Source organism: Streptococcus vestibularis (assembly GCF_900636445.1).
Classification (GTDB): Bacteria; Bacillota; Bacilli; order Lactobacillales; family Streptococcaceae; genus Streptococcus; species Streptococcus vestibularis.
This window is the reverse complement of the sequence record NZ_LR134275.1, coordinates 1,622,461-1,635,008: the sequence shown is the minus strand read 5'-3', so window position 1 is coordinate 1,635,008 and position 12,548 is coordinate 1,622,461. Positions and strand designations below refer to the sequence as shown.

Below are 12,548 nucleotides of genomic sequence, written 5' to 3'. Positions count from 1 at the left end.
GTTACTCTAATCTGGTACGAGTAATGCGACAGATACGAGGCTAGAATGCTGTTTATGATAGATATGCTTATAAAAATAGTGTTTATCTACGCTTTGTAGGTGTAATTCAATATATTGAAAACTTTCTGTTTAAGAGAAGTGTGAGGTTTATGTTTTATGTCAAAAAATTTACGTGCCCTTACGGCTATTGTTTTATCTCAATTGCTTATTGAGTGGGTAGGATTCTTTTTAGGTATTCCTCTTAGTAAGATTCTAGTTTTAACAGTACTTAGTAGTCTAGTAGAGATTTTGATGCATCTTATCCTAAGCAAAAAATCAAAAGTTACTTTGGGTGATAAAGAAATAGGACATCAATACTTTTTATTCTTTAAGAAGACACTCTGGCTTTCCATTTTGTTTGTTGCAATTTTTCTTTTTTATACGATAATCAAATCTGATAGCTTTATGCTCTATTTTTACTGGCATATCTTTGTATTATTCCATTGTCTTGGCTACATCATTTGTTTAAATAATATTAAAATAAATCGTAAAAATTGAAGCCTAAATCTTGTTTATTTCCACACAATCAAAAAATCCCATGGGAGTTCTCATCCTATGGGATTTTTTGCGATAAATACTAATAAGGCAATGTCATCTGACTTTGGCTTAGGTCCACAGTCACTTCATAGTCACTATTGTCACGAATAGTGTGCTCAAAGTCTGTGGTATAGAGAACGAGTCGGAGTTTGTCGCCCTTGTTGAGTTTGTAGATGGTTGGTTGCAAATCCAAACCGATAGTCATCCATTCATTTGGAGTGACATTCTCAATGTTAAGGAGGTTCTTGCGATTTTGCAGGTTAAGGTGTCCTTTGGTAATGACACGATATTTGGCCTGATTGAATGGCAGTTCACGTAAGGCTTCTTCCTTGAAGAGACGACCGTTATCTAAACTCATGCGTTTGGGTGCAGGGATAGGTGCGAGATACTTCTTGTCCCCCATTTCTAGAACTTGGGCCGAAATGAGACCACGGTTTGTGCTAGACTTAACCTTGAGCTCTAGGTGGACACGACCATTGATTTGGATGTCTTGGTCCAGTTCAAAGTCTAGGGTGATGGCATTGGCTTTATCCACAAAGAGGTCGTCTTTGAAGCTTTGGTAAGCTTTACCGTATTTGGCAAAGTTTTCCTCTTCATAATGGTTAGCGATACTAGCTTCAGTCTCACCAAGCTGAATGTGTTTACCATTGTCGCGCCCAAAGTTATCGATAACCTTCCAAGTCTGTTCAGACTGGTTGTTTTGCCAGATAACAGTAGGCAGTGTGTAGCCGTTATTCAAACCAAGGAGTTTCTGACAAATCAAGGCGTTCATGCTTTCTCGGAAGTCAATAGACTGCCAAGCATTCATGTAAACGTGGGCACCATTGTGGAAGAAGAGGTGTTTTTCAAGAGAGTCAGGGAGGGCTCTGAACATTTGATAGACGTTAATCGGTTTGACGTTCCAATCCTGGCTACCGTGTGTAAAGACTACAGTAGCTTTGACACGGTCTGCGAACTGCACATAGTTACGATCATGCCAAAACTGGTTATAGTCTCCGTGCTTACGATCAATAGCTGTGCTTAGCTCCTTAAGGTAGGCCTCGTAGTCTTTTTGGTGGCGTAGGTATTCTCCAGCTAATAGGGCACGAGAATAGGTGAACTCAGTCAAGGTATCGAGATCCTCACCAGGGTAGCCTCCAGGACTAACGAGGAGTCCATTTTCACGATAGTAGTCGTACCAAGAAGAAATCCCCGCTTCAGCGATTACCATCTCCAAACCGTCAACACCAGTTGTAGCAAGGGCGTTGGACATGGTACCCAAGTATGACAGCCCAGTAGTAGTCACCTTACCAGAAGCCCAATCAGCAGTAATGGTATGCTGTCTACTATGGCTAGTAAAGGCGCGTGCACGATCATTGAGCCAGTCAATGACAGCTTTATAGGCCAGAACTTGTTGATAGTCTCCAGAGGTCATGAAACCTTCCGAGTTGAAAGTACCGACACCAGATACATAGATAGAAGCCACACCACGAGCCAACATGTAATCGTTAAGTGTATAGGTATCAGTGTGAGCAAAACGCTCCTGAGCCTTCGTGACAGGATTGATAGGCGTAAGGTCTGCCTCTGGTGTCTTGATTTTTGGTTGGCTAAGGGAGATTTCACCTACTGGTTTGACGAGCAAGTCTCCCTCCATCTTGTGGGTGAGCTTATCAGAGGCAGGTTCATTAGTCCCTTGTTGATAAGGACTTGCGGTCATCATGGCTGGAACCGGGAAGTCCACATTAGGACGTAAGATGGTTACCTTGACCAAGTCTAACTGTCCATCCTTATCGGTATCTACAGGAGTCTCGACATAAACCACTTCACGGTGAAGTTGATTGGTGTCAAATGTGGCCAAGCTCTTACCATTAAAGAAGACGTAGTCATTACTTATTGGGATTAAATCTTGGGCTACTAACTGATCAATTAAGGTATTGCCAGATTGTGTGCGTGTCGCTAACAACTGGTGGAGGTTATTAAGGCTACTATCAAAAGTGATTGGGAAGGCCATTTTCTCAAGGAAAGCAACACTGTCGGTAAAGTCCACGTTAGGGACAAATCCTAGCAGTTGAAGGGCTACCAAGCCAAAGACTTCAGCAGTTAAAGGACGATCTGATTGGAAAAAGGCCAGGAGGTCTGTCTCTGGATCGGAAATCCAATTTTTCAAAGCCAAATCAGTATCTTCAAATAAAAGGAAGTGCTTGCGAACAAATGATTCAAAATTGGCTTTGGCACTAGCATCTAGAGAAACTCCAAACCCCAAAGAACGGAGCTCTTGACAAGCAATTTCAGGACTAACAGGGATGTAACTAAACTGGTTAAATTTCATATTCAAAAACCTCAAAAATAATACGTAAACATTCCAGAAATATCTTTACATCAGACATTATACTTGATAAAATGATAGATGTCTAAATTATTGTAAAATCGAAAGGAAATAAAGAGACAAATGAATGATTTTCTAAAAGAAGCGTTCACCAGTGAATGGCTATTGAAGTACCTCACTGAGTTTATCGCGACTGCTTTTCTTGTAGCGCTTGGTAATGGTGCTGTTGCCAACGTTGAGCTTAAGGGAACAAAAGGTAACAAATCTGGTTGGATTGTAATCGCCTTTGGTTATGGTTTTGGTGTTATGATGCCAGCTCTTATGTTTGGTGATGTTTCTGGTAACCACATCAACCCTGCTTTCACCCTTGGACTTGCTGTATCTGGCTTGTTCTCATGGGTAGGCGTTCCTGGATACCTTGTTGCACAACTTCTCGGTGCTTTCTTAGGTCAAGCTATTGTGGTTTGGGTTCACCAACCTTACTATGTACAAACTGAGAACCCTAACAATATTCTTGGTACCTTCTCAACGTTCTCAGCAGTTGACGATCATGATGATACTCCAGAAAATCGTAATCGTGCATGGGCTAACGGTTTTGCCAATGAGTTTGCAGGTTCATTCCTTCTCTTCTTTGGTGCCCTTGCCTTGACGAATAATTACTTTGGTCACAAATTGGTTTCACAAGCGGTTCAATATGGATACGATAAAGCAGCTGTAACAGGCCAAATGGCGAATGGATCTCTCGCTGTAGCTCACATCGGTGTTGGTTTCTTGGTTGCTGCTTTGGTTCTTTCATTCGGTGGACCTACTGGACCAGCCCTTAATCCAGCTCGTGACTTGATGCCACGTCTTCTTCACCACATCTTGCCGACATCAGTTCTTGGTGAGCATAAAGGTGATTCTAAATGGTGGTATGCTTGGGTTCCAGTTGTAGCGCCAATCCTTGCAGGACTTTTGGCAGTATACTTGTTCAAAGCTCTCTACCTTTAATCAATAACCAAAACTCTGAAGCATTGTCTTCAGAGTTTTTTTATGCTTAAAAATTTGAAAGTAGCAAAAACTGAGAAAGTTTTCTCAGTCACATCGTAATAGTCATTACTAGAATGGTAGCACCTAAGGTGTAAAGATTCCATAAAACATGAAGTGTGATACTTGCAGATAAGTTTTCTCTTTTTTGGTAGACCATAGAGAGAGCCAAGCCCATTCCAATATAGAGGAAGAGGTGGGCAAGGTTGATAGGCATATGAAAGAGACAAAAGAGACCAGTGCTGACTAGCACAGCCGTTTTCGAATAGGGAGCTAACCAGGTGAAAATCCATTTACGAAAGAGTAGTTCTTGCAAGAAGGTAGTAATCATCATGCTAATGCCTACTGGGAGGATAGACGTTGTCGTAAGAGTTCTTTGAAGTTCCGCATGGTAGTTGGTGTGGGTCAGTAGCATGCGGAACTTCAAAGAACTCTCATCAAAAAATAAGAACAAACCCCCAAGTAGTAAAAAGAATCCCTGATAGGTATGTCTAAACGCCAAATGATTGACGAAAGTTTTCAGAGTCTTTATTATATTCTAAAATGAGGAAATAGCTAGTCCTAAGGTAAAGATAATATAATGATTTTCATAATTTATGCGAAAGAAAGTGAAAAAATTACAATCCTGTTTTTTCTTAGGAAAATTCTTGTCACACAGACTCTTTTTGGATAAAATAGAAAAGAATGGAGGGTGTCATGACGCAATCAGGGAATTTTAAGTTTCACACACCAATTTTTCGTGTGAATAATAGACAAGAAAATATCGATTTTTACCAAAATACGTTAGGATTTAAGCTTTTGACTGAGGAAAATGCTCTTGCTGTCTTCACTGACTGGGCAGAACATAACTCACTTTTTGTAATTGAGGAGTCTCCAGCTTACCGTTGTCGTGCAGTTGAAGGTCCTAAGAAAATTAATAAAGTGGTCATTAAGGTTTCAAATCCACTTGAGATTGAGTACCTTTTGGCGCGTGATGTTCATCAAGCTAAGGCTATTTTCCAAGGGGAAAATGGTTACGCTTTTGAGACTATCTCACCAGAAAATGGTCTTATTTTGGTGCATGCTGAAGATGATTTATCAACTTTAAAGACAGTCGAGTACGCAGATGTTGAAGAAAAAGAAGATTTCAAAGGAGTTTCAGACTTTACTGTTCAGTCTTTGACTTTGAATGTTGTTGATACGGTTCAAGCGGCTTTTTTCTACGATAATCTGTTTGGCGAAGAATTGCCTTTATCTATCCACTTTGAAAAGGCAGAAGGTCCTGACCTTCAAGTAAGTCCAGACCAAACTTGGGATTTGGAAATTCTAGAATTTAAGGTAGCTGAAGACTATGATTTGGCTGCCTTGCATGAGAAACTTGACAAGGAACAGTTCTCAAGTTATTTAGATCCTAAAGGAAGTCTACTTGCACTGACTGATATGAGTAATATTGAGGTTTGGTTAACAAAATAATGACTAATTTCAAACAAACATTGCTAACAATTACAGACTATATCAAGGCTGACATCTTCCCGGGTGCCAGCCTTGCACTTTATGATGGAAAGAATTGGCAAGAGTACTATTGTGGTACTCAGGATGGCAAGAATTCAGTAACTCCAGATTTAACCTATGATCTAGCTAGTGTCTCTAAGGTGGTGGGAGTTGGGACTCTTTGTATCTTCTACTTACAGTCAGGAAAACTGGATTTGGATGAGAAGTTGTCCACCTATTATCCTGAAGTAGCAGACAAGACGCTAACTCTTCGTCAGCTTCTTTCTCATAGTAGCGGAATTGATCCTTTTATTCCAAATCGTGATGAATTAGACCAAAAGGGCTTGATTGCTGCAATAAATGCCATCAAAGTTAAGTCTGATAAACCATTCTTGTATACAGATATTAACTTTATTCTCCTGGGGTTGATGCTTGAGAAATTATCTGGACAAACTCTGGATAAGCTCTTTGACATAGAGATTTTTCAACCGTTTGGTATGTTTGAAACACGGTTTGGGCCAGTTGAGCTTGCTGTTCCAACTGTTGAGGGAGTTCCGGGAGGAACTGTTCACGATCCCAAGGCTCGAGTGCTCAAAGAGCATACAGGTTCAGCAGGCCTCTTTTCAACCCTAAAGGACTTGGAAATCTTTGTTAACCATTATTTGAAGGATGATTTTGCTAAAAATCTGACGCAAAATATCAGTCAATCCAAGAAGGAGCGTAGTGTCGCGTGGGACCTTCAAGGCGATTGGCTTATTCATACTGGTTATACAGGTACCTTTGTGCTTATTAATATCCCTCGTCAACGTGCGGGGATTTTCCTCAGTAATCGTACCTATTACAAGGATGAGAGGGCTCAATGGATCAAGGACAGAGATATTTTGATTGAGATAATGAAGAAGGAGTTGGTTTGTGAAACGGTCGAGTAGACACTCTAAGAAAAGAAAGCTTGTCTCTTGCTTTTTTGGTCTACATGGAAATTTTTGTCCTTCTTTTTACAGGGGAGAAATACTGGAAAAAAATCACAGAGATAGTAAAGGCAGGAGAAAATGTGGCAGTTCTTGCTGTTGAGCATGGCTATCCTATATTTGCGACAAAAGAAGAAGCTTAAGCAGTTGACCTACTGATTAAGCTTTTTTACTTATTAAGGATTTTTCAACCGTGATGTGTTGGATACCAGCTTCTTCGAAGATTTGGCCGACTTCTTGATAGCCATTATTGAGATAGAACTTAAGTGCCCCTAGTTGAGCATGGAGAGAAATAGATTTGAAGCCCTGCTCTTGAGCGAAATCTTCAGCCTCTTTTAGGAGGATGCTACCCAGACCTTGACCTTGGTAGTCGTCAAGCACGGCCATGCGTTGGAGTATAACTTGTGTCAAGTCTATGTTAGGAAGTAGGCGTACGGTTGCTGTAGCCTGGCCCTTGTCATCATAGAGGACAAAGTGAATGCAGTAGGCTTCATTTGCGTCAATCTCGATAGAGTGCGGAACTCCTTGGCCTTTAACAAAAACGGTGTTTCGAATAGCCACAGCATCTAGATAAGTCTCTGAAAGTGTATCTCTTGTATGTTTGATAATCATAGGAATAGTGTAGCAAAGATTTTAGTCTATCGTCAATGAGAAAAAGCTTGATGAGAGGAGTAGTCACCAAGCTTTTGATAGGTTTTATTCTTTAATTTTTTTGCCGTTTGCATCTTGGATAGGACGGTTGTTTTCAAATCCAAGAGCTTGGGTGAATTCTTCCACCTGTTCCTTACTAACAGTTTCTTGGCTTTTGAAGACAATCCAGTAAACGCCTTCAGTACAAGGCGGTGTTGTCAATGAGCCTTCAAAGTTGCAATAGACCTTGTTTTCAGGATAGAAATCATCAAGTGAGATAGCCTGAGATAAATCCGTTTCAGTATTAGTGGCCTGAGGCATTTTATCCCAGCTTAATTGCAAGGCTTGGCTTTTATCTCCATAGTTATAGAGAACTGAGACAACTGTGATTTTTCCATTATCCGTCTTGTAGACGAAATGCCCTTCAAGAGTATAGGTTTTGCCATCTAGTTCATTCTCAACTTGGCCTTCTGATTCTTGGTTATTAAGGTTTAGTTCTGGGAGAACAACGTTCTCAGCTCCGGTGATATTAATGTGAGATTGTTCCTTATCCGCCTTGCTGAGTTTATAATCTTTAGAAAGGTCACCCCAATGTTCAGGACCAGTTATACCCGTATAGCTCCATTGGACTTCTTGAGGCTTAGAGGTTTTACTTTGAGTTTCAGACTGGCAGGCTACGAGTAGGATGGTACCGGCTATAAGAGACAATAATCCAATTAGCTTAAAACCTTTCTTAGTTATCCTCCCTATATACTTTTATTTTTTGACATGTATGCTAGTTAACACGTTATTTGTAAACTAGCAGTCAGATGGTGACAGAGTCTTAGTTCTTTGAGCTGCTTAGAATGAAGTGTCTGGAGAAACCAAACAGAAACGCTTTTATTTTATAGCTAATATGAAAGAAAGTAAATTATAGTTTTTTTAGAAAATTATAATTAAAAAATAAGTGTTTTACAAAAAGAAAAGAACTCGCTATTGCGAGCTCTTTATTCATTTTATCCCAAAGCATCATCCATTGAAAGAACTTCGTGGAAGACACGTTGTGTCAATTCAGTTTTTTGTTCTGGAGTGAGGTATTTAGTGTTTACACAGTATCCAGAGATACGTACGATAACATCTTCACCGCTCATGATCTTTTCGTAAACATCTGACAAGTCCATAACGTTTAAGTTAACGTGTTGTCCACCGTTTTCAAAGTAACCATCAAGGATTGTTACCAAGTTGTCAACTTGTTCGTCACGAGTTTTACCAAGAGCACGAGGTGATACTTGAGTTGTCAATGAGATACCGTCAGCTGCGTAACCAAAGTCAAGGCTAGCAAGTGAGTTCAAGTTTTGCAACCATCCACCTTTAGCTTTGTTAGATGGGTTAGCACCTGGTGAGAAGAATTCAAGTTTAGACAAGTTCACTGAACCATCTTCGTTGAGGTATACCCCTTTGTGAACTGGAGAGTTACCAGTTTGTTTAGAGTAAGCAACGTTTGAAGTGATTGTAAGAAGTGAAACCGTAGCTTCGGCATCTTTGTAGAGTTTGTGGCTACGAAGACGAGTAGTGTAAGCTTCAATCAACCATTCTGCCAATTCGTTTGAACGTGGATCATCTTCACCCCAACGTGGGTATTCACCAATTGTTTCGTAGTCGTAGATGTAGCCATCTTCGTCACGGATTGGTTTAACTGTAGCGTATTTGATTGCTGACAATGTATCAACAGTATTTGCGAAACCACAGATACCGAATCCCATGTTAGCACGTTGTTTAGTTGGCAAGAAGGCCATTTGAACAGCTTCGTAGTTGTACTTATCAGTCATGTAGTGGATGATGTTAAGGGCATCTACGTAAGTGTCAGTCAACCAGTCAAGAGATTTTTCGAAGTTAGCTTTAACAGTGTCAAAGTCAAGAACTTCATCACGGACTGGCTCGATGTCAAATACTTTGTAGTCTTTATGAACATCGTCGTAACCACCGTTCAAACCAGTAAGAAGGGCTTTAAGTACGTTAACACGAGCACCGAAGTATTGGATGTTGTGGCGTTGTTCTTCGTTTTCTGGGTCAAGTGGTGATACACAACATGAGATACAGCTCATTTCACCGTATCCGTCTTTAGCCATAGTAGTTACACCTTCGTATTGGATAGAAGAGTGTTTGTGGCTCATGTGCATACAGTAGCGACGGAATGAGTAAGGCAATTTGTCAGTCCAAAGAACTGTCAAGTTTGGTTCTGGAGAGTTACCGATGTTGTCAAGAGTGTTCAAGAAACGGTAGTCCATCTTAGTAACACGGTGACGACCGTCAGCACCCATACCAGCCATAGAAGTTGTGATGAATGTTGGGTCACCTGAGTACAATTGGTCGTAAGCTTTTGTACGAGCAAACTTAACTGTACGAAGTTTCATAACGAAATCATCAACAAATTCTTGGATTTCTGATTCAGTGTAAGTACCACGAGCAAGGTCACGTTCTGCGTATACGTCAAGGACGATTGGCACACGACCAAGTGAAGTAGCGGCACCGTTGATCACACGACATACTGCCATGAAGGCGATGTTTGTCCATTGGATAGCTTCTTTAGTATCGAAGGCTGGACGACGAACATCTACACCATAAAGGTCACCAAGGCGAACAACGTCTTGAAGTGCTTGATATTGAAGGTTAACTTCTTCACGAAGACGGATAGTTTCTTCGTCGATTTCTTTGATAGCATTCCAGTCGTTAACTTTTTCTTGCATCAAGTAGTCAGCACCGTAAAGGGCAAGACGAGCGTAAACCCCGATGATACGTCCACGTGAGTAAGCATCTGGAAGACCAGTAACTGTGTGAGCGTGACGTGCACGACGGATGTTTGAAGTGTAAGCACGGAAGATACCATCGTTAACTGTAGTCACGTATTTTGTGAAAATTTCGTGTACAGCTGGGTCTGGTTCATAACCGTGTTCTTTCAAGGCAGTTTCCGCCATACGAATACCACCTTTAGGCATGAAGTTCAATTTGAAGAGCTCATCATTTTGGATACCATAGATAAGTTCATCTTCTTTTGAAATGTATCCTGCGTCAATGTCAGCGATTGAAGTTGGACGAGTATCCATTGGGAAGCGTCCAGCAGCTTCGTAGCCAGCTTTAGTTTCGTCTACAATTTTTTTGATTTTAAGTGAGCGTTCAGTTGGTCCTGCAAGGAAGCTTTCATCACCATCATATGGTGTATAGTTTGCTTGTACAAAGCGAGATACACTTGCTTTTTCTTTCCAATCAGTTCCTTTAAAGCCTTCCCACGCTTTTTCAAAAACATCTGTGTTAGTTTTAACCGTTGCCATAGTTTGGATCTCCTATAATTCTAGTAACAAATAATCTGTTACATTCTCTAAAAGTATTTTATCATACAGTAACCGCTTACACAACTTTAAAACTGTGATTTTAGAGACATTCTTTTATAATACAGTTTATAAAACTGAAAATCTGTAGTATAAATTTCTGTTTTTTGATAGATTTTGGTATTATAGGGGGGAGAGTGCTTTGTAGGCCCAAAGTTTTCTGTAAAGATCTTTATAATGAAACGAATCTGAGAAAGGAGGCAAGAAGCCATGCTAGAGTTCCCTCTAATTAATGATACCAGTCGGAAAATCATCCATATTGACATGGACGCCTTTTTTGCTCAGGTCGAGATGAGAGATGATCCTAGTCTTAAAGACAAACCTGTTATTATCGGTCATGATCCCAGAAAAACAGGAGGCCGTGGTGTGGTGTCTACTTGTAATTACGAGGCTAGAAAATATGGTGTCCATTCAGCCATGTCTTCTAAGGAAGCCTATGAACGTTGTCCTAATGCTGTCTTTATCTCAGGAAATTATAGCCATTACCGAGAGGTGGGGATGCAAATTCGTGAGATTTTTAAACGTTATACCGACTTGGTTGAACCTATGTCTATCGATGAAGCTTATCTTGATGTGACGATAAATAAGCTTGGTATCAAATCGGCGGTTAAGGTAGCTAAGCTTATCCAGTATGATATTTGGCAGGAGCTTCACCTGACTTGTTCAGCAGGCGTTTCCTATAATAAATTTATTGCCAAACTAGCCTCTGATTTTCAAAAGCCTGCTGGTTTGACGGTGGTACTTCCAGAGGAGGCTCAGGAATTTTTGGAAAAGCTACCTATTGAAAAGTTTCATGGTGTTGGTAAAAAGTCAGTTGAGCGTCTTCATGACATGGATATATACATCGGTGCCGATCTTTTGAAAATTCCTGAGATAACCTTAATAGACCGCTTTGGCCGTTTTGGTTTCGATCTCTTTCGAAAGGCTAGAGGCATTTCCAATAGCCCAGTGAAGCCTAACCGTGTCCGTAAATCTATCGGAAGTGAGCGAACCTATGGTAAGCTCCTGTATAATGAAGACGACATCAAGGCTGAGTTGACTAAGAATGCTAGACGGGTAGCGGAAAGTGCCCAGAAAAATAAAAAAGTCGGTCGTATCATTGTTATCAAGGTTCGTTATTCGGACTTTTCAACCCTAACCAAACGTATGACCTTGGACAAATCGACCCAGGACTTTGACACCATCGAAAGGATTGCCCATAGCATTTTTGATCAGCTAGACGAAAATAGTAGTGGTGTCCGACTGTTGGGTGTTACGCTGACAGGTTTGGAAGAGCAAGAAGGTAGACAGTTAAACTTAGACGATTTGGCGTGATTATATTATATATAGTAGAGTTTTGACTTGTTACGTTGCCAGTTGACCTTAAAGCATCATCAGACCTATGCTATCTTAATTAGTAAGTAATAGAAATGAGGTAATAAAAGTAATGAAAAAGTTTTTACTTACCTGTGCTTGACTTTAACAACCTTCTTGGTTCTTGTAGTCTGTGCTTCAAATAAGCCAGCTAAAAAGAAAAAACGAATCAACTTCGACATAACGTGTCAAGGCGGATGCGACGATTTTGATTGATATCATGCTTGGAAAATCAAGTAACGGTTTTTCAAAACTATACAGAACAAATTACGAAACATGGACCGAAACGAATGTCTTTAAAAAACAGGTTGCAGATACTATTGAAGAGAAGGGATTCACGCCTGAAGAAAATTACACCTATAAGTACATCGAAGGCTATGATGCTAAGGCACCAACTCAAGTGTTTTCAAAGTTTCTCAGGGTACGCCGTAATATGATTGGCAAGATTCAGGACTATAAACTGAAGGATGTTAAAGTCAAGGAAAATGAAGCAACAGTGACTTTTACTTCACGCTCTGTTAGTGTCCATGGAGCTGAAGCTGCTGTTCGTTCTCTCCTCATGAGTCTCTATGGTATTAATATTGACAAGTTGAAGCACTGGAACTAATCTGATAAGAGTAATGATGAAAAGGGTAAGGATAAAGATCTCACAACGAAGTTCCTTAGATTATAAAGAACTTGTCGAGGATCTGGTTGGCCATGATGAATCAGGAAGTAAAGCCGTTTACGCCGAACGTATCCATGATAATTTGTCAGACTATCAACCTGAAGATAGTAGCGACTCAAGTAATAAGTTATCAGGTAAGGACAAGTAGTGTGGATAATAGATTATTTTTAGTTGTTTTCCCTCTTAGG

At 40.3% G+C, this 12,548-nt stretch carries 13 protein-coding genes; 8 read left to right on the top strand and 5 right to left on the bottom strand.

All coding sequences use genetic code 11. The annotated features are described in order from the left end of the window. Positions 1-156 precede the first annotated feature (156 nt). Positions 157-537 carry a hypothetical protein gene (locus EL076_RS08240; RefSeq protein ID WP_064519413.1) on the top strand — a complete coding sequence of 127 codons (381 nt, stop codon included), beginning with the start codon at positions 157-159 and terminating at the stop codon, positions 535-537. A 79-nt stretch (positions 538-616) separates the two neighbouring features. Here EL076_RS08240 and EL076_RS08235 read toward each other — a convergent pair whose 3' ends face one another. Beyond that, on the bottom strand, positions 617-2,884 hold the full coding sequence (locus EL076_RS08235) for a Xaa-Pro dipeptidyl-peptidase (RefSeq protein WP_064519415.1): 2,268 nt from the start codon (positions 2,882-2,884) through the stop codon (positions 617-619). 120 nt (positions 2,885-3,004) lie between these two features. Between EL076_RS08235 and gla the strand changes: the two genes are divergently transcribed. After that, positions 3,005-3,871 (top strand): aquaglyceroporin Gla, encoded by an 867-nt coding sequence (gla, locus tag EL076_RS08230; RefSeq protein WP_003096177.1) that lies wholly within the window; start codon positions 3,005-3,007, stop codon positions 3,869-3,871. 88 nt (positions 3,872-3,959) lie between these two features. Here the strand turns inward: gla and EL076_RS08225 are convergent, their stop codons facing one another. Then, a complete protein-coding gene (locus tag EL076_RS08225) occupies positions 3,960-4,334 on the bottom strand; it encodes a CPBP family intramembrane glutamic endopeptidase (protein ID WP_232009637.1) in 375 nt (124 codons plus the stop codon). 269 nt (positions 4,335-4,603) lie between these two features. On the opposite strand from EL076_RS08225, the gene EL076_RS08220 reads away from it, so the two are divergent. From EL076_RS08220 to EL076_RS08210, 3 genes are read left to right on the top strand one after another with little or no spacing between them, the layout of a single operon-like run. Then, entirely contained in the window at positions 4,604-5,359 is a 756-nt protein-coding gene (locus EL076_RS08220; protein ID WP_003094434.1) for a CppA family protein, read from the top strand. Then, entirely contained in the window at positions 5,359-6,306 is a 948-nt protein-coding gene (locus EL076_RS08215; RefSeq protein WP_048788184.1) for a serine hydrolase domain-containing protein, read from the top strand. The genes EL076_RS08220 and EL076_RS08215 overlap by 1 nt, the downstream gene beginning before the upstream one ends. A gap of 44 nt (positions 6,307-6,350) precedes the next feature. Continuing rightward, the gene (locus EL076_RS08210) at positions 6,351-6,488 is read left to right on the top strand and encodes a hypothetical protein (protein ID WP_172798571.1); all 138 of its coding nucleotides are present in this window, start codon (positions 6,351-6,353) and stop codon (positions 6,486-6,488) included. 16 nt (positions 6,489-6,504) lie between these two features. Here EL076_RS08210 and EL076_RS08205 read toward each other — a convergent pair whose 3' ends face one another. From EL076_RS08205 to pflB, 3 genes are all read right to left on the bottom strand, one after another. Beyond that, positions 6,505-6,957, bottom strand: coding sequence for a GNAT family N-acetyltransferase (locus EL076_RS08205; RefSeq protein WP_048788183.1), 453 nt, complete (start codon positions 6,955-6,957; stop codon positions 6,505-6,507). A gap of 84 nt (positions 6,958-7,041) precedes the next feature. Beyond that, positions 7,042-7,716, bottom strand: a complete 675-nt coding sequence (locus tag EL076_RS08200) for a carbonic anhydrase family protein (protein ID WP_126429989.1) — start codon at positions 7,714-7,716, stop codon at positions 7,042-7,044. Between the two features lie 254 nt (positions 7,717-7,970). Further along, positions 7,971-10,283: a formate C-acetyltransferase gene (gene pflB, locus EL076_RS08195; protein ID WP_003093192.1), complete on the bottom strand. Its 2,313-nt coding sequence runs from the start codon at positions 10,281-10,283 to the stop codon at positions 7,971-7,973. Between the two features lie 267 nt (positions 10,284-10,550). Between pflB and dinB the strand changes: the two genes are divergently transcribed. From dinB to EL076_RS08180, 3 genes are all read left to right on the top strand, one after another. After that, positions 10,551-11,654, top strand: coding sequence for a DNA polymerase IV (gene dinB, locus EL076_RS08190; RefSeq protein WP_126429987.1), 1,104 nt, complete (start codon positions 10,551-10,553; stop codon positions 11,652-11,654). Positions 11,655-11,901: 247 nt separating this feature from the next. After that, a complete protein-coding gene (locus EL076_RS08185; protein ID WP_126429986.1) occupies positions 11,902-12,300 on the top strand; it encodes a hypothetical protein in 399 nt (132 codons plus the stop codon). 13 nt (positions 12,301-12,313) lie between these two features. Next, on the top strand, positions 12,314-12,508 hold the full coding sequence (locus tag EL076_RS08180; RefSeq protein WP_126429984.1) for a hypothetical protein: 195 nt from the start codon (positions 12,314-12,316) through the stop codon (positions 12,506-12,508). Positions 12,509-12,548: the final 40 nt, after the last annotated feature.